Origin of the sequence: Bradyrhizobium liaoningense (assembly GCF_018130825.1) — a bacterium.
GTDB classification, from domain to species: domain Bacteria; phylum Pseudomonadota; class Alphaproteobacteria; order Rhizobiales; family Xanthobacteraceae; genus Bradyrhizobium; species Bradyrhizobium liaoningense_B.
Genome location: NZ_JAFCJS010000011.1, coordinates 22,758 through 47,229 on the forward strand (window position 1 = coordinate 22,758; position 24,472 = coordinate 47,229).

General features: G+C 63.3%; 26 protein-coding genes. 12 read left to right on the forward strand and 14 right to left on the reverse strand.

Annotated features, from left to right (window positions below):
• Positions 1-3: 3 nt before the first annotated feature.
• From JQ603_RS33890 to JQ603_RS33900, 3 genes are all read right to left on the reverse strand, one after another.
• Positions 4-1,056 carry an acyltransferase family protein gene (locus JQ603_RS33890; protein WP_212346698.1) on the reverse strand — a complete coding sequence of 351 codons (1,053 nt, stop codon included), beginning with the start codon at positions 1,054-1,056 and terminating at the stop codon, positions 4-6.
• An 88-nt stretch (positions 1,057-1,144) separates the two neighbouring features.
• On the reverse strand, positions 1,145-2,503 hold the full coding sequence (locus JQ603_RS33895) for a hypothetical protein (protein WP_212346701.1): 1,359 nt from the start codon (positions 2,501-2,503) through the stop codon (positions 1,145-1,147).
• Positions 2,504-2,507: 4 nt separating this feature from the next.
• Complete coding sequence (locus tag JQ603_RS33900) at positions 2,508-3,692, reverse strand: acyltransferase family protein (protein WP_212346704.1); 1,185 nt, start codon at positions 3,690-3,692, stop codon at positions 2,508-2,510.
• A 266-nt stretch (positions 3,693-3,958) separates the two neighbouring features.
• On the opposite strand from JQ603_RS33900, the gene JQ603_RS33905 reads away from it, so the two are divergent.
• From JQ603_RS33905 to JQ603_RS33930, 6 genes are all read left to right on the forward strand, one after another.
• Positions 3,959-5,338, forward strand: coding sequence for an O-antigen ligase family protein (locus JQ603_RS33905; protein ID WP_212346707.1), 1,380 nt, complete (start codon positions 3,959-3,961; stop codon positions 5,336-5,338).
• Between the two features lie 74 nt (positions 5,339-5,412).
• Positions 5,413-6,012, forward strand: a complete 600-nt coding sequence (locus JQ603_RS33910; protein WP_245004033.1) for a hypothetical protein — start codon at positions 5,413-5,415, stop codon at positions 6,010-6,012.
• A gap of 158 nt (positions 6,013-6,170) precedes the next feature.
• Complete coding sequence (locus JQ603_RS33915) at positions 6,171-6,812, forward strand: transglutaminase-like cysteine peptidase (RefSeq protein ID WP_212346709.1); 642 nt, start codon at positions 6,171-6,173, stop codon at positions 6,810-6,812.
• A 322-nt stretch (positions 6,813-7,134) separates the two neighbouring features.
• Entirely contained in the window at positions 7,135-7,722 is a 588-nt protein-coding gene (locus JQ603_RS33920; protein WP_212346711.1) for a hypothetical protein, read from the forward strand.
• 20 nt (positions 7,723-7,742) lie between these two features.
• Positions 7,743-9,953 (forward strand): GNVR domain-containing protein, encoded by a 2,211-nt coding sequence (locus JQ603_RS33925; protein ID WP_212346713.1) that lies wholly within the window; start codon positions 7,743-7,745, stop codon positions 9,951-9,953.
• The gene (locus JQ603_RS33930) at positions 9,937-10,737 is read left to right on the forward strand and encodes a hypothetical protein (protein WP_212346715.1); all 801 of its coding nucleotides are present in this window, start codon (positions 9,937-9,939) and stop codon (positions 10,735-10,737) included. Before JQ603_RS33925 ends, JQ603_RS33930 begins: the two co-directional genes overlap by 17 nt.
• Before the next feature lie 133 nt (positions 10,738-10,870).
• Here JQ603_RS33930 and JQ603_RS33935 read toward each other — a convergent pair whose 3' ends face one another.
• The gene (locus tag JQ603_RS33935; RefSeq protein WP_245004034.1) at positions 10,871-12,295 is read right to left on the reverse strand and encodes an undecaprenyl-phosphate glucose phosphotransferase; all 1,425 of its coding nucleotides are present in this window, start codon (positions 12,293-12,295) and stop codon (positions 10,871-10,873) included.
• A gap of 341 nt (positions 12,296-12,636) precedes the next feature.
• Here JQ603_RS33935 and JQ603_RS33940 point away from each other — a divergent pair, with 341 nt between their 5' ends.
• Positions 12,637-12,915 carry a hypothetical protein gene (locus tag JQ603_RS33940; protein ID WP_271582734.1) on the forward strand — a complete coding sequence of 93 codons (279 nt, stop codon included), beginning with the start codon at positions 12,637-12,639 and terminating at the stop codon, positions 12,913-12,915.
• A 170-nt stretch (positions 12,916-13,085) separates the two neighbouring features.
• The gene (locus JQ603_RS33945; protein WP_212346719.1) at positions 13,086-13,820 is read left to right on the forward strand and encodes a metallophosphoesterase family protein; all 735 of its coding nucleotides are present in this window, start codon (positions 13,086-13,088) and stop codon (positions 13,818-13,820) included.
• An 18-nt stretch (positions 13,821-13,838) separates the two neighbouring features.
• On the opposite strand, the gene JQ603_RS33950 is transcribed toward JQ603_RS33945, so the two are convergent.
• The 3 genes from JQ603_RS33950 to JQ603_RS33960 form a co-directional block, all read right to left on the reverse strand.
• Complete coding sequence (locus JQ603_RS33950) at positions 13,839-14,261, reverse strand: hypothetical protein (RefSeq protein WP_212346723.1); 423 nt, start codon at positions 14,259-14,261, stop codon at positions 13,839-13,841.
• Positions 14,262-14,312: 51 nt separating this feature from the next.
• Complete coding sequence (locus JQ603_RS33955) at positions 14,313-14,618, reverse strand: hypothetical protein (RefSeq protein WP_433996667.1); 306 nt, start codon at positions 14,616-14,618, stop codon at positions 14,313-14,315.
• A gap of 192 nt (positions 14,619-14,810) precedes the next feature.
• On the reverse strand, positions 14,811-14,966 hold the full coding sequence (locus JQ603_RS33960; protein WP_212346726.1) for a hypothetical protein: 156 nt from the start codon (positions 14,964-14,966) through the stop codon (positions 14,811-14,813).
• 718 nt (positions 14,967-15,684) lie between these two features.
• On the opposite strand from JQ603_RS33960, the gene JQ603_RS33965 reads away from it, so the two are divergent.
• From JQ603_RS33965 to JQ603_RS33980, 4 genes are all read left to right on the forward strand, one after another.
• On the forward strand, positions 15,685-15,858 hold the full coding sequence (locus JQ603_RS33965; protein ID WP_183246004.1) for a hypothetical protein: 174 nt from the start codon (positions 15,685-15,687) through the stop codon (positions 15,856-15,858).
• A 233-nt stretch (positions 15,859-16,091) separates the two neighbouring features.
• Complete coding sequence (locus JQ603_RS33970; RefSeq protein ID WP_212346729.1) at positions 16,092-16,343, forward strand: hypothetical protein; 252 nt, start codon at positions 16,092-16,094, stop codon at positions 16,341-16,343.
• A gap of 173 nt (positions 16,344-16,516) precedes the next feature.
• Positions 16,517-16,675 (forward strand): hypothetical protein, encoded by a 159-nt coding sequence (locus JQ603_RS33975; RefSeq protein WP_212346732.1) that lies wholly within the window; start codon positions 16,517-16,519, stop codon positions 16,673-16,675.
• A gap of 148 nt (positions 16,676-16,823) precedes the next feature.
• Entirely contained in the window at positions 16,824-17,189 is a 366-nt protein-coding gene (locus JQ603_RS33980; RefSeq protein WP_212346734.1) for a VanZ family protein, read from the forward strand.
• A gap of 22 nt (positions 17,190-17,211) precedes the next feature.
• On the opposite strand, the gene JQ603_RS33985 is transcribed toward JQ603_RS33980, so the two are convergent.
• The 7 genes from JQ603_RS33985 to JQ603_RS34015 all read right to left on the reverse strand — a co-directional run bounded on the left by JQ603_RS33985 (position 17,212) and on the right by JQ603_RS34015 (position 24,407).
• Positions 17,212-17,496: a hypothetical protein gene (locus JQ603_RS33985; RefSeq protein ID WP_212346738.1), complete on the reverse strand. Its 285-nt coding sequence runs from the start codon at positions 17,494-17,496 to the stop codon at positions 17,212-17,214.
• 125 nt (positions 17,497-17,621) lie between these two features.
• Complete coding sequence (locus tag JQ603_RS33990) at positions 17,622-18,071, reverse strand: hypothetical protein (protein ID WP_212346741.1); 450 nt, start codon at positions 18,069-18,071, stop codon at positions 17,622-17,624.
• Positions 18,072-18,226: 155 nt separating this feature from the next.
• Positions 18,227-19,954 carry a chemotaxis protein gene (locus tag JQ603_RS33995; protein ID WP_212346744.1) on the reverse strand — a complete coding sequence of 576 codons (1,728 nt, stop codon included), beginning with the start codon at positions 19,952-19,954 and terminating at the stop codon, positions 18,227-18,229.
• Positions 19,955-19,959: 5 nt separating this feature from the next.
• The gene (locus JQ603_RS34000; RefSeq protein WP_212346747.1) at positions 19,960-21,051 is read right to left on the reverse strand and encodes a protein-glutamate methylesterase/protein-glutamine glutaminase; all 1,092 of its coding nucleotides are present in this window, start codon (positions 21,049-21,051) and stop codon (positions 19,960-19,962) included.
• 16 nt (positions 21,052-21,067) lie between these two features.
• Entirely contained in the window at positions 21,068-21,922 is an 855-nt protein-coding gene (locus tag JQ603_RS34005) for a CheR family methyltransferase (protein ID WP_212346750.1), read from the reverse strand.
• Positions 21,923-22,054: 132 nt separating this feature from the next.
• The gene (locus JQ603_RS34010; RefSeq protein WP_212346754.1) at positions 22,055-23,857 is read right to left on the reverse strand and encodes a methyl-accepting chemotaxis protein; all 1,803 of its coding nucleotides are present in this window, start codon (positions 23,855-23,857) and stop codon (positions 22,055-22,057) included.
• 61 nt (positions 23,858-23,918) lie between these two features.
• The gene (locus tag JQ603_RS34015) at positions 23,919-24,407 is read right to left on the reverse strand and encodes a chemotaxis protein CheW (RefSeq protein WP_212346756.1); all 489 of its coding nucleotides are present in this window, start codon (positions 24,405-24,407) and stop codon (positions 23,919-23,921) included.
• Positions 24,408-24,472 lie beyond the last annotated feature (65 nt).

The following is a 24,472-nucleotide window of genomic DNA, read 5'->3' on the forward strand; positions in this document are numbered from 1 at the left end:
CGCTCAGGCGACATAACGGGCTTCACGACGCACTCCGAAAAACAGGCCCCGCAGCGCCGGATCGAGCAAGCGGCGGAGTCTCACCTCGATCAGCTCGTAGCTGACCGCACCCGCGATCAGCGAAGCAACCAGACCGAGGCCCGCAAAGGCGGCCCAGATCAGCCACAGATTGACGCCATGCGCCGCCAGCTTCACGCCGATGACCTGCAACGGAAATAGCGCAAAAGGATGGACCAAATAGAGGCTGTAACTGATCTTTCCGAGGAACTGCAGGAACTTGCCGCTCAGCGCGACGGCAACACCGGAGTCCGGAGCAAGGACCATTCCAAACAGCAGCGCTCCCGGCAGCAGCCCGACCAGCGGATGCACATATTCGATCGACACATACATGGCGGCGCCGCAGACGATGCCGGCCAGCAACCCGAGCCAGCCGCCGATCCGGATCCGCAGGTCGATGAGACTGAACAGCAATCCGACCAGGAAGAAGGCGGCGATCGGCCGGAACGCGATGCCTGCAACACCGAGCAGGATGAACGGCGCCGCCAGCAGCCAGTTCCTCCGCTGCACCACCATCATGAAGGCCAGCGCGAACAGGATGTAGAACGCCCATTCATAGCTCAGTGTCCAGGCGTTCTGCTGGCCGATCGGCAATCCCAGCGCGTCCGGCAGGAACGCGAGATTGACGAAGAACAGCTTGAGATATGTCGGCAGATCGATGCCCTTGAAGAACTTGTAGCCGACCAGGGGCCCCGCCGTGAACAGGATCAGATGCAGGATCACGAACACGGGCAGGATTCGCAAAGCGCGATCGAGAAAAAACTTTCCGACACTGCGGTGACGCATGAGGCTCGCCGGGATCAGAAAGCCGCTGATCATGAAGAACAGCTCGACGCCGTGCCCGCCCATATTGACCGTGGCTTCGAGCCACGGCCAGATCGGAGGCAGGAAGCCCGCCAGAAGCGGCATGTCCTGCAGATGCACGATCAGAACGCTGAGCGCCGCGATGCCGCGCAGCCCCTGGATCGCCTCCACGAAATTCTTGCTGTCTCCGCTCACTGCTGCGATCCGATCCCAAGATAAAGGAAAGTTACGGACCGGAGCCCGTGCCGCACGACGCAGCTCATTGCATGGGGCAACATGGCCCTCACGCCGGCCGCGAAACCAGGTCATCGACGTCAGGCGCCAGCGGCGCCGCACTCGAGGCGATCCTGTCAGCCCTCCCCTTTTCCCGCGCGAAGACCTCGCTGAATACCACACTCAGCATGATCAAGCCGCTTGCCGGACCATAGGCCAGAACCGTGATGGTGAAGAGATTCATCGCGATCGCGAAAGAGAGCTTGTAGATGTCCCTGGTCCTCGCGACCGCGAGGATGACCAGGATCACGAACACCACGAAGATCGGCCCGAACATCAGATACGTGCCGAGGTAGAAATTATCCACCGGCACGTAATAGCTGAGCTTGTTCGAGAACAGCAGCTGCGGATAGTTGAAGCATCCGAGGCCGCAGCCGAAGAAGAAACCCACCGGCATGAGATCGGCCATGTAGACGAACGGCAGTTGCCAGCTGTTGTTGACGCGGTCCTGCAGGCTGTACAAGCTGCGCGATATGCTGACGAGCGAGCTCCCGGAGAACAGGGCCATCAGCAGCGCGGGTACCAGGATCGACAGGAACGACAGCAGCGCCATTCGGCGCAGCATGGGAAACTTCTCGCGCTCGGGCAGAAGCCGGACAATGACCAGACAAACGACGTAGATCACCATCACGCCCAGCGAGGTCTTGCTGGTCGTCAGCTTGATCGCATAGAGGCCGACCGGCGCCCAAAGCAGGCACCACAGCAGGCTGCGGCGCACGGACGTCACCACGTAGGTGATGAACACGAAGAAGGCGGCCATGGTGCTGTCGGCCGCAAGGCCAGCCAGCCGCGTCTCCGACGCCGCCCACCAGAGCCGGCTCGCCTGTCGCGTCCCCCCGAACGTCTCGTAGGCAAAACCGACCCACGGCAGCTGAATACGGGAGGACAGGAAGATGCCGAAAATCGTCAGATAAAAGAGGGGATGAATCCAGGCCAGCAATCGCCGGTACTGGCCGAAATCGCGGCCGCAGAAGCAGAACCCCACGAACACCGGCGCGATCATCTTGAACGACGATATCATGCCGGTGAAGTAGCCGAGGAAAACGTATCCAAGATAAAGTGCGAACGCGATATAGAACAGCGTGAGGATCGCAACCAGGCTTCTCCCCACCAGGATGTAGCGCTGGATGAACGCGAGGATGCAAACCATCGCGAAGATGTCAGGCAGGAACCAGATGGGATCGATCTTGGCGACCGCCAGGTAATATCGCAATGCGCCGGCGAGCGCGTCGCGATAGAAGTAGAGAACCAGCGCGATCGCCTCAAGATTGAAGGTCGAACCGCTCGCCTGCACGCCATCGTCGATAGGCGGTTCCGCGAAGCGGAAGCCCGGAGCAACAAGCGTTGAAGATGATGGATAAGCGGCCATCGATTCACTCGGCTGCGGCGAGCGAATTGGCTGGACGGGGCCTCAGCAGCCCGAGAACCAGCCGCGACCCCGGCATTTCGATGGTGGCGTAGGTCAGGTTCGAAAGCGCGAGCACCGCGCCAACGAAAGCGACGAGCAGCACCGAGGCAGGCAGGCCGGGCAGCAGACCATCCAACGACTGGAAACGGGCCGTTCCAACGCCGCGCGCAAAATATTCGAGCAGGACGAGCACCAGCGCGTGGACCATGTAGATCGAATAGGATCGCTTGCCCAGCCACACCAGCGGCTTCGCCGTCAGCAGTTCGGGCAGGGGACGATTGGGGAACACCATCAGCGACCCGAGCAGGATCGCAAAGACAACCGGCGCGACGAAGCTGATGGCCGGCAGCCACCCGACCACGGAGATGATCACGATCGCCGTGACCGCCGCGCCGATCTGCACGGCCGACTGAAGCACAGGGCTCACGCCCGGCCGCACCATCGCCGCCGCACGAACCGTCAGCACCCCGAGGAAGAAGCTGAGAATGCAGCGAACGATGCCGAACTGATAATGAAAATCCAGGCTTTCCATCCGCAGCACGAACAGGATGATTCCGAGGCTGCCCACGACCAGCAGGATCGAGAGGGCGTAGACCATGCGGACATTCCTCGCGGCCTGCGCCGCGAGCATCACGGCTGCGAATACGAGGTAGGTGTAGAACTCGGAACTGATGCTCCAGCTCGGCCCATTCCAGCTCAGATAGCCAATGATGCCGGACGCCTGCAGCAGCAGCAGGTTCACCACGAAGGAGACGTAGTTGTTGACCACCATCTCGGGTGCCGCGAAGTGCAGGACGCCGACCGCCACCAGGCCCATCTTCATCAATCGAAACGACAGGAAGGCGAGCAACGTCGCGAGGTGAAGCGGATAGATTCGCGCAATGCGCCGCGAGACGAAGTCACGGAAGTCGAACCCGCCGAATTCCGACTTCATGTAGCTCATCGAAATGACGATGCCGCTGAGCACGAAGAACAGGTCGACGCAGAGCCACGAATTGTGAAAGAACGCGACGTCGATCCACGCCCGATGCGGCAGGGTCGTCTTGAGCAACTCCGAGCCGACAAAATGGTGAACGACGACGCACAAGGCCGCGATACCTCGAACGCTGTCGAGCGGCACGTAGTGGGCTTTCGGCTTATGAACCGGCAAGGCAGAGCACCTGACAATGAGCTAGAGCAAAATGCTGCGTCGCAACATAATGCCTTCCTTCGACCTGCGGTTCAACTGGCAACACTCAAATTGAACCGAGATTTATCGAGATGCTTAGCGCTCATCGTCGCTTGATGTTCGGCCGTTGCATCCATCGATGGTAAACGCGCCGATCGTGCTGAAATCGTGACGGGATGCGCATTAACTTGATCTCGCGCGAAGTTCTGATAGCTCCGTCGTCGCTGAGCTGAACGACAGAGGGGCCTTTGGGCGCGATATCGCGATTTTTCGCCGCAGCCGTGTTCGTGCTGGCGCCACTTCCGCTCGGATCCCTCGACCTCGCGTGGATTTGTGTCTGGAATTTGCTGCTCGTTTGCAGCCTGCTGACGGCTGATCTCTCAGTCGTGAGTCGTCGCAACGCCATGCTGCTGATTCCTGTGGCAGTCGCCGTCGCAACGGTGGGCGTCATGATTGCGTTACAAATGTGGAGCGACCCCACTGCACAATCCGCAGCCATCTGGGAACTGCCGCGACGGCTATTCGGCCTCGCATTGCCGGACCGCCTCTCCGCGACCGCGCGCGGCCCGTGGCTGGCATTTGGTTCGGTCCTGCTGCTGGCGCTCGCCTTCACCCGCGCCGTCATTCTTGCAAGCGATGCGGGAGCTGCGCGCTCGCTGGTACGAATAATGGCATGGGCGGGCTGCCTGTATGCACTCTACGGAATTCTCGCCGAGCTGATCGCACCTGACATCGTCCTGTTCAGGCAGAAGGAAGCCTATCTGGGCTTCGCCACCGGAACGTTCGTCAACCGAAATACGGCAGCGACGTTCTGGGGCACCTGCGCACTGCTGTTTCTGGTGCCGCTCCTGCGCACCATGCATCGCCAGGAAGGCGGGGCGCCAGCACAACCGAATTGGCGATCGCGGCTGGAGCAGGCTCTTTCCACGCCGGTGGCGCTCGGCGCAGGCTTCGCAATCTGCACGATCGCTCTCGCCATGACCGGATCGCGCGCAGGGCTGCTGCTGTCGGTGGGCGCGTTCGTGCTGGCGATCGTCCTTTATCTCATGCCGCTCGAACTCGGCCGATCGAGGAAATGGTTGGTCCTCGGCGGTTCGGCGGCGGCGGGGCTGGTGCTGTTGCAACTCATCGGCGGCCTCGTGGCCGATCGAATCATCGAATACGGGCTGATCGATCCTCATCGGCTTGCCGCCTATCAGGCATCAGCGGGAATCATCGCCGATCACCCGCTGCTTGGCATCGGGCTGGGCAATTTCGAGGCGGTTTTTCCCGCCATTCGACCCGCAGCACTCGGTAGTCTCGGCATCTGGGATCGCGCTCACAGCACACCGCTGGAAATTGCCGTCGAATTAGGCATTCCCGCCTTCGCCGTGATCGCGTTCGTCTGCCTCTGGTGCTTTTACCATTTGTTCACCGGCAGCTTGCGCCGAAAGCGCGATCGCTACATACCCGTGATCGGCGCAAGCGTCGCCGTGTTGGGAGTTGCACATAGCTGCATCGATTTCTCGCTCCAAATCCCCGGCTACGGCGTGTTTTTCGCGGCCATTGTCGGATGCGGCCTCGCGCAATCGCGATCATCACAATTTCGAAAAGAACGTGGCAAATTGGTGCAAATCGAGTTAAGCTAAAACTATTGGAAATGGGCAGGGTTATGATTTGGAATTTTGGTAGCCGCTTCGGCTTGATCGTCGGAGCACTGGCGATGGTCGCCGGATCGCCGGCGGCATTCGGCGCAACGGGTGTCAGCGCGGGCTGTGTCGCCAACACCGGGATCGTTTCGGCGGAACGTGCGACCGATTTTCTCGCCAATCCGAGCGGCCTTCTCGACCAGTTCAAGGACGGACAAGGCGGTCTTGCCTCGGCTGTCCGCGACCTCCTCACCGCTCGCCCCGAGACCGTCGAGGGCATTGTCTCGCTGGCGAAAGCCAGCAGCGCGGATCAAAGCCGCGCCATCGGTGCCGGTCTCGGCACGGCCGCCTCAACCTGTGTCCTGTCGCAGCCTCAAGTTGCACAGTTGATCCAGGAAGCGGTCCTCAGGACCGAGAATCCCGACCTCATCACCTCATTCACCAGCATCACCGGCGATATCCCGACCGAAGCGACGAACGGCGCCGATCCGACCGGCGAGACGACGGCCGGTGGCGGACCGGGCTCGACCGCCGCCGAAGCCCGCGCTGGCGCGGCCAGCTCGACCACGCCCACGGCCCTGAATCAAGCCGGCCCCAGCGCGGCGTCGCAGACGCAGACACTGTTTGCGGCCACGACGACTTCGGTGCTGACCTCGGTAAGCCCGTCGCGCTGACGACGGGAATCGCTGCGTTGGCAGCGCATTAACCACCCCTCTCCGGCCGGTCCAGCGACCGGCCGATTTCGTTAGAATTGTAAATTTCCGCGGAACCAAAGTTCAAATCGTTTGTGAGATACCCGTAGCGTCAACAAAAAAGACGAAACGGGGATGTCATGAGCTGGATCATCAAATCGCTGGTCGCGATCGGGATCGCGTCGACCGGTGCTGCCGCCAAGGCCGAAATCGTGAACGACGGTTCGCTCAATCAGGCGAAGGGTACGTTCATCCGCGAGTACGACAATGCGCTCGCGCCGCTGCAGTTCGTCAAGTTCTGCATGAACAACGGCAGCGAATGCGCTTCCGACACCGCAGAGCGGACCCTGCCCTCGGGCGAGCAGGCCATGAGCATGCTGCGCGAGGTGAACAGCTCGGTCAATGCGTCGATCACGCCGATGCAGAAATCGACCAATCCGATGCAGGCACGCTGGACGATTGCGCCGTCCGCCGGCGACTGCAACGACTACGCAGTCACCAAGCGTCATCAGCTGATCGAGATGGGCTGGCCGACATCGGCGCTGCGACTTGCAGTTGTGCTGACCAATGGCGGCCAGGGCCATCTCGTGCTGGTTGCGCGGCTCGCCGATGGCGACTTCGTCCTGGACAATCTGTCCGCTTCGGTGCGCCCCTGGAATGCAGCGGAATACGAGTGGATCTCGATGCAGTCCGCCGGCAATCCGCGGTTCTGGGTCGCGATCGGCGAGCATGGCGAGCGCCTTCGCGCCACCCGTCTCGCGATGCTGCGCACCGCCCAATAACCGCACCGCCTCTCAAGTCACTAGTTCCGACAGGCGCGAGGAGATGGTCGATGGACCGTCCCTCGCGCCTTTGTCTTGGGTAGTGGCGTTTGCCTAAGAAACGTGCTTCACGCATGCGAACATGTGCAAACATTCGCTGAATCTGCGCCTGATTGCAGCACGAGTTTCGTTCATGTTGAATCGCGGTGCGAGGCCAGGCAAGGATGGCAATTCGGTCCGCGCTGGTTTATATTTTGCGCCGCACAAGAATTTGACATAGTTTTGGGCCATCAAGGACCTACGGCCTAAATCCCCACACACCATCAATCCTTCGCAACGAGATATGAGCGCGATCCTCCTCAAACTCGATAGCTTGTTGCGTGGCCATGCTGCGGCCTCACGGATCGCTGCGGCTGTCGTCGTCGCGCTGTGCGCAACCTTCGCAGCGCCGGCGCGCGCTCAATGCGTCGACCGCACCGAGCGCGCACCTCCGGCCGCAGTCAGCGCCTTCATCGCGGACCCGACGGTGATTCTTCGATCGTCGAAGAACGACAGGGACAAGCTGACGGGCCGGCTGACCGGGGTGCTGGTGACCGATATCGCTGCACTCGATTCGGTCCGTGAGATGCTGCGCGAGGCCAGCCAGGCCGATCGCATTGCCATCGGCGCCGGACTCCATCGTGCTGAAGACCGTTGCGTGTCCACCAAGCCCGACGTTGCACGCAGGATCAGCGAGTTCGTCGCCAAGCTGCACGACGGTGCCGTGCTCAAGGGATATTTCGGGGACCTGGATGCGGCGGCGGCGCCCGCGCCGGGCAGCCCCACTCCACCTGCAGTGCCGACGGGCGCAAGCTCGAGCGCCGGCCTGATGTCGGGTGAATGGAAGACCGAACTCGCCGATCCGTTCAAACCCGTCCCCCTTCCCGAGTGACAACCTCAAGATTTCCAGAAATGTTTCAGCCTCGAGATCAGTTTCCGCACCGCCCGAGATATGCCATCGAGGTCGGTGGCACGACGCTCAGCGCCGAGCGCGCTCTGGATATCGTGCGTCGCCAGTGGCCGCTGATCGCGGCCGTCGTGGCCGGCGCGTTCGCACTCGTACTCTTCTACCTTGTCGTCGCAACGCCGATGTACACGGCGAATGCGCGTATCCTGATGGACACGCGCCAAACCCAGGTGCTGGACAAGGACAGCGGAACATCCAACGCGCTGATCGACCCGGGCTTCGTCGACAGCCAGGTCGAAATTCTCCAGTCCGACGACTTGCTGCTGTCGATCGTCCGGCGCCTGAAGCTTACCGAAGACGCCGAATTCAACGGCTCGGAGCCCGGATTGATTCCGCTGGTCATCGGCAAGGTCATCGGGCTGTTCGGATCGGACGGCCCCCCCAGCAAAGAGCGGGTCGAGCGGGGCGCGGTCGAGCTGCTCCAGAAGAATCTCAAGGTCGAGCGCGTGCTGACGACCTATGTTCTCTCCATGAATTACCGCTCGATCGATCCGAACAAGGCTGCGAAGATCGCCAACGCGATCGCCGACGCCTATATCGTGGGTGCCCTGGAGGCGAAGTATCAGTCGACCAAGCGCGCCGGCGAATGGCTTCAGCAGCGCAGCGCCGAGCTGCGCGAGCAGGCGACGGCCAGCGACCGCGCCGTGCAGACCTTCAAAGCCGAGAACAACATCGTCGGCACCAGCCGCGGCCTGATGAGCGAACAACAGCTCGCCGACGCCAACTCGCAGCTCGTCACTGCGCGCGCGGCAACGGCAGAAGCCAAGGCGCGCCTCGACCGGATCGAGGCCCTGCTCGACAAGGATCTGGTCCAGCCGACGGTCACGGACGCCCTCAACAACACCGTCATCACGCGACTTCGCGCCCAATATCTCGACCTCGCGGCCCAGTATGCCGACTGGTCCAGCCGCTACGGCAAGACGCACCAGGCAGCCATCAACCTCGCCAACCGCATGGACGAGCTGCGCAAGGCGATCGCGGACGAAGTCCGCCGTATCGCGGACGCCTATCGCAGCGAATACGAGATTGCCAAGAGCCGCGAGACGTCGCTGGACGAAAATCTCAAGAATCTGGTGTCCCAGGCCAGCAGCACCAGCCAGGCCCAGGTCAAGCTGCGCGACCTCGAGAGCGCGGCGGACACCTATCGCAACCTCTACAACAACTTCCTCGAAAAGCTCCAGAACGCGACGCAGAATCAGAGCTTCCCGATCAGTGAAGCACGCATCATCAGCACGGCGGTCAAGCCGGACAAGAAGAGCTCGCCCAAGACGCTGCTGGCGCTGGCCGGCGGCCTCCTCGGTGGCCTCTGCTTCGGCTTCGGTGCCGCCTTCACCAAGGAGCTGATGAGCGACGTGCTGCGCTCTCCGAGCGACGTCGAGGACCAGCTCGGGGTGAAATGCCTCGGTGTCCTCCCCGACATTCGTCCGGCAAGAGCGTCGGCGGAGCATCCGGAAGCGAATGTATCCAGTTACGTCGTAGAGCACCCGTTCTCGCGATTTGCCGAGACGCTACGAAACATCAAGGTGTCGATCGACGTCGCGCGGCTCTCGCGCGAGGTCAAGGTGATCGGCATCCTGTCGTCGCTGCCGAAGGAAGGAAAAACCACGGTCGCCGCCAATTTCGGTCATCTGACCGCGTTGACCGGCCACCGCACGCTGCTGATCGACGGCGACCTCCATACGCGCTCGCTGACGCGGGCGCTGGCGCCGCATTCCAAGACCGGCCTCGTCGAGGCGCTCAAGGATCCGCGCTCGTTCGGCTATCACATCCAGCGCAGCAAGGAGAGCGGGCTCGACTTCCTGCCCTCCGTCGTCGCCTCGCGCATGGTCAACTCGGCGGACGTGATTGCCTCCAAGGCGATGGCCGACCTGCTCGCGGTCGTGCGCGAGGAGTATGAGTACATCGTCATCGATCTGGCGCCGGTGATGCCGGTGACGGATGCCAAGGCCGTCAGCCATCTCGTCGACGCCATGGTCTACGTCATCGAGTGGGGCCGCACGAGCCGCAACGCGCTGCAGGAGTCGATGGCGAGCTCCGAGGGCATCCAGAAGAAGCTCCTGGGCGCCGTGCTCAATCGCGCCAATCCGAAGATGCTGAAGCGGATCGAGGCGTACAAAGGCTCGCACTACAACAGCTATTATGTCGAGGGAGCCTAGCGCCAGCGAACGGGCAGCGCAGGCGGGGGGCGAGGCGTTTCGCTGGCTTCTGCGCGGTTCGACCGTCGCACTCGCTGCGGTCACGCTGGCCTGGATCGCTGCCGTCGTCCCCGATGTGACCAACCCCGCGGTTCCGCAGATCGCCGGCCGCGTCGCGCGCGGCGAGCGCTATGATGTCGATCGACTGAGATGGATCGTCGCGGACAATCTGCCGGCCGCGCGCCGGCTGTGCAGCGCCAAGACGCTGCGCGAGCTGCTGCTGCTCCAGCTCGCGATCGCCGACGAATCGACGCGCTCAGGCGACCTGAAGCAGATCGACGTCGACGCTGACGCCGTCGCGTCCACGAGCCGGGCCCTGCTGGCGTGCGCCCCGACCGAAGGGCTGGGCTGGTTCGGCAGCTACTGGGCCGAAATTCGCCAGGTTGGCTTTGGACCGCGAACGGCGGAGCTGCTCGACCTGTCCTATCGCTTCGCGCCGCACGAGGCCTGGCTCCAGCTCATCCGCGCCCCGCTGGCGCTTCGCGTCTTCCACGCGGCCTCGCCCGCGCTCAGGGATTACGCCGCCCAGGACTTCGCCGACATCTTCCAGGCCCGCCTGTTTCCCAGCGCCGCCACGCTCTACCAGGCGGCAGGAACGGAGGCGCGGCTCGCGCTGCTCGACCGCACTTGCACGGCGCCCGAAGCCGATCGCGACTTGTTCTCGCATTTCGTCGCGGAGAAGGGTCTGCGGATTCGTCACCGCTGCTATCCGGCCGACGGCGACGGCTTTCGTGTGAGCCGCTAGAGCATGATCCGGACCCGGAGGGCCGCGTTAGCGCAGAGTGCGAAGCGGTTTTCCGGAAAGATCATGCGTCAACAGCAACCTCAAGCGTGATACGGGCAGTCGCGCACATCCAGCGCGACGAATGCGGCCCGGCTCAGTAGGCTTCCTGGTGGATCAGCGCCAGTGCGGTCTTCAGGATGATCCTGATGTCGAGCCAGATGCTCCAGTTGCTGACGTACCAGACATCGTACTCGACCCGCTTTTCCATCAGATCGATGGTCGGCGTCTCGCCGCGGAAGCCGTTGACCTGGGCCCAACCGGTCAAGCCCGGCTTCATGTGATGCCGGTAGACGTAATTGCTGATGAGCTGGTCGTAGTAATTGTCATGCGCGAGCGCATGCGGGCGCGGCCCGACCAGCGACATCTCGCCGCGCAAAACGTTCCAGAGCTGCGGCAGCTCGTCGATGCTGGTCCGCCGCAGCACGCGGCCGACCCGGGTGACCCGCGCGTCGCTCTTGGTCGCCTGCGTGACGACATGACCGTTCTCCGCCACGGTCATCGAGCGGAACTTCCAGATCTCGAACTGCTTGCCGTTGAAGCCGCGCCGGAACTGTTTGAAGATCACGGTGCCCTTGGAATCGAGCTTGATCATGATCGCAGCCGTCACCAGCAGCGGCGCCAGCAACAAAAGCGCGAAGGAAGCAATGCCGATGTCGAGGCAGCGCTTCTGCGCCTGCTCGAACACGCTGAGCGGCGCACGCTGGATCTCGATCGCGACCGTGCCGCTGACGGGCTGGAACGGACGCGAGACCAGATCGGCGATCGGAAAATCCGGCAGCAGGCGGATCGGCTGGGGAACGACGCGCAGGTGCTGGCTCAGCTTCTGGAGAAGCGGCATCTCGTCCCAGTCGATGACCAGGAGATATTCTTCCACGTCCGCCGTCCGGGCCTGACGAATGATGTCGCGGATCTCGCGATCCCAGCCCGCGCCCTCCTCGGACGGCTCGAGCACGAAATGCCGCACGACATTGAAGCCGTGCTTGCGCAGGTCCTTGAATCGGGTCGAGGTGAAATCGAGGGGCTTGAGGCTGAGCAGCACGACCTTGCGGTCGACGAGACGGCCCTTGGCATAGCTCGAGGTGAGACCCAGGCGCCACAACACGCGCAGTCCGCCCAAGGCAATGCCGCCGGTCGCGGCGAACAACAGCGTGGTTCCGCGCGACAGATCCGCAGACGATTTGAGCAGGAACGCCTCGACGGCGAGAATGGTCAGCGAGATCAGCCAGACCGCCAGGCTCTTGCGCAGCTGCCACATCGTGTTCAGCAGGCGATGGTGATCGTAGACGCCCTGGAAGTAGGAGATCATCACGAACACCGCGGCGACGACGAGACCGGCTCCGACGGATGAATCCTGCTCGACCACGAGCACGCGATACAGGCCGCTCGCCGCGAAATAGCTGAGCAGCACCGCGACGAAGTCACCTGCGATCAAAGCCACCTGGAGGGGTCTCTGGAGGGCACCGCGTCGGTTCGATATTCCCGAATAATAGTTTTCCGAACCGTAAGTTGCTACAGCCATCCGAACCTCGCTGCCTCGTCACGCTCTCTCGCAATGGATGCGAGCAATCCGCCAAAATTCTCGATGCGCGCCAAGTATATCTTAACTAAACAAAGCGACATTGCGGCAGTGCACCGAAAAAATCAAACCGATTTTTCTGCAACGCAGCGTCGTTGCAAGTGAATGCACAAACTACTGTCACGCATGTGACAATTATGCGGGCATCACGCCACGATTTCCGTCAAATCGCGTCATTTGAGCGCAACATGTCGCGCGCATTTGAACAGCTGTTCAACCATGCCGCTTAAGCCGTTATTAGCTCGCGGCCATTAACACTCGTGACCAATTCAGGGAGTTGTGTCGTGAGTACGGTTGCCGTTTTCAGCCTGTTGATCGGATCGTTGCTGGGAGGCCGATTCCGAGTCTTCATCCTGCCGCCCGTCATCCTCGTCGGTGCGGCGATCCTCGGTGCGGGCTTGACCTGGCAAGGACATGATTCGGCACACATCGTTGTCACGATTCTTGTTTTTGCGGCGGTGCTCCAGCTTGGCTATTTCTGCGGCGCGGCTGTGGTCCGCGCGCGGGCGTCTGCCTATCGCGGCAAGGCCGCGCCCTCGTTCGACGGCCCGAGCTTCGGCTAGTCGGCTGGACACGCTGGGGATCGACGGCTCGCCAAGCGGCGGGATATCGATCAGCCCGCAGAAATCAACCTTTACGCGCGGAAGGTAGGGAAAAAGCGGCTCGTGGCGCCCGGTTTTGGTCGATAGGATATTGACATCCCGGGCGAAGCTCTCTGAAAGAGTTGCACCCCATGTCCACGACCGCGCCCAAAAATTCGCCCCGGCCGAAGCTACCGAATGGCGTGCGCATCTATGCGATGAGCGACATCCACGGCTGCGCGCATCTGCTCGAGCAGATGTTTGCCGTCATCGACGCGGATATGGCGAACAGCCGGCCCTATCGCGCCATCGAGGTCTTCCTGGGCGACTACATCGACCGCGGGCCGGATTCGCGCCACACCCTCGACCTCCTGATCCAGCGCAGCCGCCGCCGCAACACGGTGTTTCTCAAGGGCAATCACGAAGCCTATTTCACCTCGGTGCTGGAGGACCCCTCGCGCACCACCGAATGGTTTCAGTTCGGCGGGCTCCAGACCATGATGTCCTACGGCGTGTCCGCGGCGCCCGGCCTCAGCAAGGACGAACAGTCAGATCTCGTGCGCGAGCTCACCTCCGCGATGCCGCCGGAGCACATCGCATTCCTGCGCCAGCTGCGGCCGACATTCACATGCGGCGACTTCTTCTTCGTCCATGCGGGGGTGCGCCCGGGCATTCCGCTCTCCGAACAGCGCGAGTCAGATCTGTTGTGGATCAGGGACGAATTCCTGCAGAGCAAGCGGCGGTTCGGCAAGTACGTCGTGCACGGTCACACGCCGGTGAAGCAGGCCGAGCTGCTGGAGAATCGCGCCAACATCGACACCGGCGCGTATGCCACCGGAAATCTGACGCTGCTGTCCATCCAGGGCAACAGCATGCTCGCAATCTAGCAGCCTGCGCCCGGCACTCTAATTGGTGGAGCTTGCGGGAGGCTTGTGTTCCGGAAAGCGGCTCAGCACCGCCGCCTTCAGGAACTTGAAATGCGCGATCGAAGCGCCGAGCTCCTTGAGCCGGCGCTGGCCGTTCAGGATTTCCTTGTCGAACAAATCCTGGTGATGGTTGTCGAGCGCCTCGCGCTCGAGATATTCGTCGTCGCCGTTGCCGATGGTCACCGCCGCACGCGCCAGCACGTCCTCGACCCGGCGGTTCAAGCCCGACTGTTCCCGCTCCGCCGCGTGGAGCGCATCCTCGATCGCGGTCATGATGGCTTCGATCCGCGTGCGGTCGGTTTCGGCGTCTCGCTCGGGCGAGCGCGCCCGGAAGGTCTGCTCTCCTCCGAAACGGTCCTTCAGGAAGTTATGGGTGCGGGCCCGCAAGAAGAGCTGAAACATGCGTGCATTTTCCGGTTCGAGGCGCCAGACCAGAAAATGGGTCCGGGATGGTTAATAAAGGTTGAATCCTTCGCGCCGTTCGGTGCGGCTTTGCGCCATCCAGGCCTTCCAGGCGCCCTCGTGCTTCTCATAGAGCTCGAGCCGGCGCCGCTCACCGGCATCCGGCCACATATCACCGCCACCGGACGCCAGCTGCACCCGGCCCGGCGCCTGTCCGCTGTCGAGCCGCTCGAACTCGAACGTCTCCTCGGGCGTCAGGCCAATCAGGACGCGCCGGCCTCCCGCATCGACGAAATACCGCCGCGGCGCGGTGTCCGTCGAACCGGTGAAGGCGTCTAGCCGCGTTCCCGTCATCATCCACTCCCCTGCCGCGATACAAGCCGGCGCGCCGGTTGCAAACCATCGAAATGCACGCAGCGCCCCTCGCCGACGTGATGCGCCAGTCTCGTCTTCGAGTTGTGTCGAGATCATGATGAGCGGCGCTGATTTTCTTGCCACGCCCGAGATTTTTTGGGCAGCACCGTGCTTGCGAAGCGATCCGTCGCGCGCTCAGCTGAAGAACCAGAGGAACAACCTCACCAGCAACAGCGTGATGAAATACACCCATCCCGCCATCGCAATCAGCGCAACGCTGAAAAATGCGCCTTCGAATGCCCACTCTCTGATCTTCGTGAGGGGAAGTGCCGCTCGCGCTTTCTGAAGCATCTCGGTCTTCTGATTTGTTTGATTTGTTCGCGGTCGTTGGCGCGACCATAGCCGAACGAATTCGACGATCTCGTGACGTCTCGTCTGAGCGACGCGCAATGCTGCTCGTCGAGATTGAGTGCGGGAGGCATGCCGCCGCGATTGGATCGATTCTGGTTCGGCACGGTTGCGATCAGCCCGGCGCGATGATTCAATTCAAATCGACTCCGCGCCCCGCAAGCGCCGCCGGCCCGACAACGATTCTGCAATCGCGCCCAAGTGATCGTGGCGAGGCGATGTCCACGGATTTGTCGTCCGTCATTCACAGATGCGGCGGTTGGCGCGCCGGCTTCGACGGCCCCGGCTTCGCACAAGGGCTCGCGGCCCGATCGGCTTCGTCGCGGATCGGCGCCGCCGTGACCTCACGCCATGAATCGCGGCGATATCGAACGCGATCCCCGCCCGGCATCCTCGCCGAGGTTCGAGCTCCGTTGCCGCCTCGGATCAACCTCGGCGGGCGAAAACCCCGTGGTACTACGGAGCGCCGCGCGCCGATTTCGTCCTGGTAAGGTTGAGCGGTTAGCTTAATCCGCGGTGTTTGTTGCGAATGCCGAAGGATCGCATATCCATCTTCGCACCGGGCTCCCCCAAGCCCGGCCCCACCCAAGCAAAGCCGTCGAGCGAACGTGGGTCCGCTTGGCGGCTTTGTCGTTGTGTCGACGAGAGGATGAATTCGGTTATGGCGCGCAGGCCCTGGTCGTTCAAGGAAGACCGCCGGCTGATGGAATTGGCCAAGTCTTCGACATCGCTGGAAGAGGCGGCGAAACTTCTCGGTCGCTCGCCCGACGCGATCAAGCGCATGGCCTTGCGTCTCGGCTTGTCGCTGAAATCCAAGAGCACCAAGAAGAACTGACGCCCGCCGCGCCGGTCGCGCGCGACAGCTCATGGACGTGCGCGCCTCCCCGCATCAAGCGACGGAAGGCCGCCAAACGACGCAAGCCCAAATACCTTCAGCACACTCGATCTCTCCGCGCCGGGATGTTAAGCTGCCCAGCGACGACAATTGAGCGTCGTCCTTTTTTCGGCGGAGAATGATCGCGCGACCGGCTGCGATATCCGCTCGATCGTTTGTTGGAGGAATGCACCATGTTGTCCCGCGCACTCGCCGTCGCCCTGCTCCTGGCTCTGCCTTCCATGGCGTCGGCGCAAGTCCCCGTGCGGTTCGGATTTCCGAACGGTGCGCCGTGGTGCGCCTTTGGCTTCGATTGCAGATTCCTGAACTACCGGGAATGCGCGGACTGGATCTATGATCCGGCGCGGAACTGCCTCAAGAATCCGTACTTCGCGGCCCACTACCCGACCAATGTCGACAAGGGCTGGTCCTACAATCGACGCTGAACGTCACGTCCCGCGAACGACTTTGTCACGCTCGGGCGCATAGCTTTGCGCCTGAGCCTGCTCATCGGTGACTCCTGTCAAGGTGGGACGATCGCCTGCCCGCTCCGCAAAGGCGGAACTCTCGGCCGCGCCCTGCATTGTTTCCATGAGAAATGCGGGAAGCGGAGGCCGTCGTGGCAAACTCCTTCCTTGTTGTGATGTCGATCTGGTTCGGCATCAACATCTTGTTCGCGGCAGTTCGGCTGTGGGTCACCAGGCCGAAGAACCGGCGGATCGACGCCCGCTCCGGCCAACTCAGAACAGCCTGCGTGAAATCGCGGCAGCACGCGTGATGTGATCCAGACCGTCGTCGCAATGGATCGTCATCGCCGATCGGCGATTTGCCCGTGAACCCCGGTCCATGCGCTGAAGGTTCGTGAACTTTAACGATGTTCTTGGCTTTCGAAAGCGGCTGGCCGGCGGAGCCGTTATGCTGGCGCCATGCGCCGCAACCATCTCATCGCAGCCGCGGGAATCTGCCTCGCACTCATCATCTACGCCACTCTCGCCAAGCTCGCAGGCAGGCCGGTGCTCATGGGCCACGCGGAGGCCTATTGGGTCGTCGTCATCGAGCGCTTCAGCGCCTATGGCCTGTTGGGCTTCCTTCTGTCCTTCCTGTTGCCCGGGCGGTTCAAGCTGGCTTGCATGTTCGTGGTGGCCGTCGCGATTGGACTCGAGGTGCTGCAGGCGGTAACGCCGGATCGCGATCCGCGGCTCACAGATGTGCTGCAGAAGGCCGCCGGCGGCACCGTCGGCGTCCTTCTGGCCCAAACCATCCTGGCTTTCCTGCCGCGGCCGCCATCCTAGTCGTGCAGGTGGCGCAGCGGAGTTACGCCACGCCGCGCCTGAGGCTCTCGTGCTCGGTCGCGAGAACGCCGGACATCTGCCGATGGGTCTCGCGCAGCGCTGCGATCGCATCGTCGAGCGCGACGTCGGCTTCGCGAATGGTCTCGAAGAACCGGCCCATCAATGCCGGGCTCAGCTTGACGCGCGTGTTCCCATCACGGCTCTTGCGGCGATCGAGCGACAGATGCAGCGCCTGCAGCCGTGCTTCGGCAGCGCTGCAGCCGTTGAGTGTCGCGAGCTCGTCGTATGTCATCCAGATTTGAGGCATGTCCCTGTCCGCCTTTTGTTATGGGCCTCAACCTAGAGGTCACCTCTAAAAGCAGGGTTGCTGCAGTGCAGTCCCGCGATGTTTTCGCGACAACAGCGTCAATGCAAAGCTAAGACGCCGGCGCCTCAGGACAGCGGAGGAGCCTTGGTCGGTGTGAACGGATGGCGCGGCCGGGTCCGGCTGTCGAGGCCCTTCGGCAATTTGTCGGCGTTGAGCCTGACCACCGCACAGCGCCCGTCGGAGGCCGGCGCATCCTCCTGGCTGTAGATCAGCGTCGCCTCGAACTTCACGTCGGGTGCTTCCCTGGCCGTTCCCGTGCAGGTCGCCAGCAGGCCGTTGCATACGCCCGAGAGGTCGACCTCGACCCGGTCCGGCCCGAACACGTTCGGCGGACCATCGGAGTGCCGGTTCACGGTCAAGACCGCCGAGAAGTGCTTCTCCTCGACACGATACGAGCCGCCATAGGTGAAGAAGCTGTCGCTGCCCGAAATCCGGCCCCCGGCGAGATCCACCACGCCAGTGCCCTGGCCACGCGCGGTCCTGAACCAGGCAGCGTATTTGCCGTCTTTCAACATACGAAATTTCTCGACGCGAAGTTGACGGACTATTTGCGACCAACTCTGGGGCGCGACAATGGCCAACCCACCAGCGCTGTCGGCAAGGTTAACGTCCCGAAAACCCGATCCATCGAATTGCGGTAGAGGCGCGCGCGGTGACGCGGGCGCGGACGTCAAAACAATTCTATGCCGTCATCGGCGGCCTCGACCGCCTCGACGCGCCGCGTGGCGGCGATCGATGCAAGTCCGAGCGTCTGCAGGAATTCGCGGTGGACGTCCCGCTCGCGCTCCATCGTGTAGCGCGTGAAGAGATCGTCGAGCATGGCCTCGTCCTGCGCTTGCGGCTGCGGCCGCTGTACGCCCGCGCTCGCGGTCTCGAGGCGCGCCGCAACAGCAGGCAGGGCCGCAGAGCCTTCGCCCAGCGTGATCATCAGGCCTTGTGCCGAATTCATCAGGCCTTCGAATTCGGCGCCCTCGTCGACGAGCCGGCTCATCAGCTTGTCGAGCCGTTCGTTGCCCGCCTCGACCTCGCGCAGCGCCTGGAGGATCTGCGGCTCGAGCTTGGCAAGCTGCGTGGGATCGCCCTGCACGCGCAGCTCCTTCAGCTCCCTGGCCGAACGTTCGATACCGTCGAGCACGGGTCGCAACCGCGCCGCCCCCGCCGAGACCTGGTCCGCGGTCGCCTTGAGCTCGTTGGCGATCACGACGAAGGCGCTGCCGCGGCTGCCGAGATGGCTGGCCTTCAAGCCGGCATTCATTCCGATCAGGGTGATGTCGACGGTGGCCTCGGCAAGGCCCGATATCGCCTGGCGAAACTTCGCCAGCGTGTCCTCGACGATCGCGAGCGCCTCGTCCACGGAGCGGCCCGCGCCCTCGCAAGTGGAGATCAATGTCGAGGCATGCGCCAGCGTCTGCTTGATGCGCGCCAGGAACGACGACGAGCCGCCATCCTCACCGCCGTACAGCGTGCGGCCATGGCCGACGACGCTGCCGGCATCGTGCAGGATGGCCGTCAGCGCCCGGACGATCTGTCCGATATCGCCACCGAACTCGCGCTGGGCGTCCCTGAGCAGGGCCGCCTGCAACTGGCAGATCGCGCGCATGCCGTCGTCGCTGGCGACCGGTTCGGGAACGAGGCTCGGCGATGACCCGGACGCAAGGCCGAGGCCGTGACAGACGTGCTCGAGGCGTTGGCGCGTGCTGTCGCCGGCCTGCAGCGAGATGATCGCGCTGCCGACCGCCTCGGCGATCTTTTTGGTGCTGGTGCCCGCGAGGTCGGCGAGTTGGCTGCTCTTGCTGCGCTGGTCCCGTAGCCCGCCATAGGCCGCGCCGAGCTCGGCGCTCTCCGATACGAGTTGATTCCGGTACCGGCTCTCGAACTCCTTCTGCCGGGTGGAGGCGGTGGCGACGGCTTCCGACAGACGTTGCTGGTCTTTTCCGCACTCCTCGAGCGAGCGCTGCACGGCCTTTCCGAGGTCATAGGCTTCCTGCGTGAAGGCGAGAAAGCCCTCGCGGTCACCATCGAGCGAAGCCGCCTCGATCCGCGCACTCCGCGCGATGATGGTGATCATCTGGATGTGCTTGAACAACGGCTTCAACAGCGAGGACGCCTCTGCCGTACTCGCGCCGATCGTCGCGAGCAGGGCGCTCTCGGCCGGCAGCGCCTGCGCCAGCTCGCTGAGCCGGGCGGCGATCTCCTGCAATGCCGTCGCGGCACCCTCGATCTCGGCGCCGGAGAGTTCCCCGGACAGTGTCGCGAGACCCTGGTTCAGCTCCTTGAAGATGATGTGGCCGCGGCCGAGCTCGTGACCGACCCGCGCGAAGACGTCCTCGATGCGCGACGAGACGTCCTCGATCGCGGCGATCGCTTCCGTGAGCGTGTGGGGTGGAATGGCGGACATTGCGGTCAACCTGCCATCACGGCATGTCCGGCCTGGTACCAGGCCATGATCTCGCGCGGGATATTGTGCAGCGACACGACCTTCTCGACGCCGCCATGCGCGATGGCTTCCTTGGGCATGCCGAACACCACGCAGCTCTCTTCGTCCTGCGCCCGTGTCGAGGCGCCGAGCTTGCGCATCTCCAGCATGCCGCGCGCGCCGTCGTCGCCCATTCCGGTCATGATGACGCCGAGGGCATTGGCGCCGGCATGCTGGGCCGCGGAGCGGAACAGCACGTCGACGGACGGGCGATGCCGCGACACCGGCGGGCCGTCCTTGATCGCGATCTGGTAGCGCAGGCCGATGCGCTGGAGCAGCATGTGGCGGGCACCCGGCGCGATATAGGCACAACCCGGCAGCACCGGCTCGCCGTCCTCGGCTTCCTTGACCCGGATCTGGCAGACGCTGTCGAGACGCCTGGCAAAGGCCGCGGTAAAGCCCGCCGGCATGTGCTGGACGATCACGATGGGAGGGCAATGCGGCGGCAGCATCTCGAGGACGTCGTTGAGCGCTTCGGTCCCGCCCGTCGACGCGCCGATGCACACGATGCGTTCCGTCGTCGGCCGGACCTTGCCCTGCACCGGCGGCGGGATGATGGCGTCGGCCGTCAGCTTCTTCTCGACCACGCGGCGCTCCGAGCGCGGACGGACCCGCGCGCGAGCCGCCGACTTCACTGCCTCTCGCAGCCGCGTCGAGCATTCGAGCAGCGCCTGGCGCGTGTCGATCTTCGGCTTCGGCACGATGTCGACCGCGCCCGCCTCGAACGCCTCGAACATCACGTTGGAGCCTTCCTCGGTGAGCGAGGAGCAGATGATCACCGGGATCGGGCGTTGCGCCATGATCTTGCGCAGGAACGTCATACCGTCCATGCGCGGCATTTCGAGATCGAGAATGATGACATGGGGCAGCTCCTTCTCGAGGCGCCGGGCCGCGACGAAGGGATCGGAGGCGGTCGCCATCACCTCGATATCGGGATCTTCACAGAGGATCGTCTGAAGGATTTGGCGCACCGACGCCGAATCGTCCACGATCAGAACGCGAACTTTCTCCCTCGGCATTGTGGTTGCGCTCCGGCTAGACTTGGAAAATGGTTGGCTGAACTTGCTTCAAGCCCGGCACTGCACTGTGAATCATCGATTCCGAATGTCCGACCAGCAGATAGCCGCCCGGCCGCAAATGGTTGCACAATTGCTCGATCACCTTGCGCTGCGTCTCGCGCTCGAAATAGATCAGGACGTTGCGGCAGAAGATGATGTCGACATCGCGATCGACGGGATAGGACGCATCCATGAGGTTCATCCGCATGAAATGCGTCATGCGCCTGAGCTCCGGCACCACCCGCACCTCGCCGCGCGACTTGTCCCGCGACGAGAGGAAATATCGTTTCACGAAGTTCTCAGGCACCGGCGCGAGCACGTCCCGGGTGTAGATCGCGGTCTTGGCGAGGCGCAGCACCGCGGTCGATATGTCGGTCCCGAGGATGCGATACTGGAAGCGCGAGCCGTTCCGCGTCATGTCGTCCAGCACCATCGCGGTCGTGTAGGCTTCCATGCCGGTGGAGCTCGCCGAGCTCCAGATCTTCAGGTTCGCGTTCCTGCGGCCATGCGATTTGAGCAAAGCGGGAACGGCGACGTCCCGCATGAAGGTGAAGTGCTGGGGCTCGCGGAAGAAGTCGGTCTTGTTGGTCGTCACCACATCGATCAGATGGGTGAGCTCGGTGTCGAAATGGTCGGCCTCGAACAGGTTGTCGACATATTCGTTGAGGTCGGAGAAGTTCAGCGCGCGCACGCGCTTGTGCAGCCGTCCCTCCAGCATCAGCCGCTTGCCCTGCGGCAGCTTGATGCCGACCTGGCCCTCGATCAATTCGGCGATGGTCCGGAAGTGGCGGTCCGACAGATGCACGGCCGTGTCCTGCACGGCGGGCATCATGGCCGCATGCCCCGGTCCAGGATGGCCGCCTGCACTGAATGTCGGGCCGAACGGGCCATCTCGAATCCTACACGTCTACGCAATGACTGACGACAGATCGGCCCCCATTGGGGGCCGATCCCACGAAGAAACTCAGCGCTGGAATTCGGCGTCGCGGTCGTCCTCGCCGTCGTTCATGTCGAAGGCGAAGCCGCCGCCACCGGCAGCCTTCACGGCGCGCGCGGGCCTCGCCATCGGCTTCTTGGCCGGACGCTCGGCCGCCGCCATGGTCGCCGCCTTGGCGCGCAACTGGGTCACCGCCCGGTCGATCGGCGCGGCATGGCCCTTTCCGCCCTGCTCGATCCGGAAATAGGCGATGGTGGACTGCAGCTGCTCGGCCTGGGAGGCAAGCTCCTCCGAAGTCGAGGACACCTGCTCGGAGGCGCTGGCATTCTGCTGGCCGACCTTGTCGAGCTGCTGGATCGCCTGATTGATCTGCGCCGAGCCGACGTCCTGCTCGCGGCAGGCCGCCGTGATTTCCTCGACCAGCTCCGCGGTCTTCTTGATGTCAGGAACGAGCTTGGCGAGCATGGCGCCAGCCTCCTGCGCCACCTTGACCGTGTCGGTCGAGAGCGTGCCGATCTCGGCCGCGGCCGCCTGGCTGCGCTCGGCAAGCTTGCGCACTTCGGACGCGACCACCGCAAAGCCCTTGCCGTGCTCGCCGGCGCGCGCGGCCTCGACTGCCGCGTTGAGCGCGAGCAGATCGGTCTGGCGCGCGATCTCCTGAACGATCGTGATCTTCTCGGCAATGGTCTGCATCGCATTCACGGCGCGGCCGACGGCTGCGCCGCTGGCCTCGGCGTCCTTGGCGGACTGTGCGGCGATCTTCTCGGTCTGGTTGGCGTTGTCGGCGTTCTGCTTCACGTTCGAGGCCATCTCCTCCATCGAGGACGAGGCCTCCTCCGCGGACGAGGCCTGCTCGGTCGCACCCTGCGAGAGCTGCTCGGCGCTGGCGGAGAGCTCCTGGCTGCCGGCGGAGACGTTCTGCGCCGCGGTGAGGGCTTCCGACACGATCTGCCGGAGCTTCTCCACCATGCGCTCGAGCGCGAGGCCGAGCGTGTCCTTGTCCGACAGGGGCTTCGCTTCGACCATGAGGTTGCCCTGCGCGATCTCGTTGGCGAGCGCGGCCGTCGCATTCAGGTTCACCGTCATCGCGTTCAGCGACTTGATGAGGTCGCCGATCTCGTCGTTACTGGAGGACTCGATCTTGTGGCTGAGATCGCCGATCGCGACCGCGTCGGCAAGTCCAACGGCTTGCGCCAGCGCCCGGCTGATGTTCATCGCAATCCAGGTCGCGGCGACGGCAGCAATCAGCAGCGAGGCGATGACCAGGCTCATCAGTATCAGTTCGGCGCGGGCGCCGTCCTGCTTGGCCTGTTCGGCCTGCTCGGCCATGTTCTTCTTGACGTTCTTGATATAGGCGTCGGCCGCTTCCAGCGTGTCCGCAACGACCTTGCGGCCGTCATGCATGGACCGGTCAAGCGCCTTCGGCTTGTCGGTCTTCGCAAGCTGGACCGTCTCGTCCTGATAGGCGTTCAGCTTGGCGAACGCGACGTTGAAGGCCTCCATCAGCTTCTTTCCGCCTTCGCTGGCCGCGGCGTAGATCTCGTCCTTCGACTTGGCGACCGCTTCGCGGTTCTTGATCAGGTCGAGCCGGAACTGCTCGTGCTCTGCGTCGGACACCGCGAGGATCGAGTTCTTCTCGGCGCGCACCAGGAAGAGAATGCCTTCCTTCAGCTCGGCAGCCTTCTCCATGCGGCCCGCGCGGGCGACCAGAACCTCGGTGGTGCCGACCATGTCGGCCAGCTTCAGGTAGCCGACCGCACCGGCGATCATGGAGAGCAGGATGACGATGCCGAAGGCGCTGGCAAGCTTGGCTTTGACGGTGAATCTCATTGTTAGGCTCGTTGGTTCGAATTGAGGTGCTTACGCTTGACCACGCTTCACTCTTGCAAACTCAGGCGGCGCGAGGCGCATCGGCGCCGGCATCGCGCCCATCCGGGATCCTGTCATTCGCCATCAGCTTGGCGAGGTCGAAGATGACGACGAATTTTTCGCCCTTGCGGCCAATGCCGGCGGCGTAGTCGGACTGCCACGTCCCGCCGACCTCGGGGATCGGCTCGATCGCCTGCTCGTCGATATCGGTCACCTCGAACACGCAGTCGGCGACGAAGCCGACGCCGACCAGGCGGTCCTTCATCGGCACGTCGAGGATGATGATGCGGGTGGCTTCAGTGGCCCCGACACTGGGCAGGCCGAGCTTGGTCCGGAGGTCGACGATGGGATAGCCACTGCCGCGCACGTCGATCATGCCGAGCAGGAAGTTCGGCGCATGCGGAAGCCGCGAGATTGGCCGCATGTCCAGGATTTCGCGGACGTTGCGGATGCTGATGCCGAACGTCTCGCCGGCGAGCCCGAGCGTCAGATATTGCGAGGTTGCGGCCATATGATGCAGTCCAGGGGTCCGAAGGTTTTAAAAACGAGTACGGTCCGGCGCGAGCCGGACCGGTT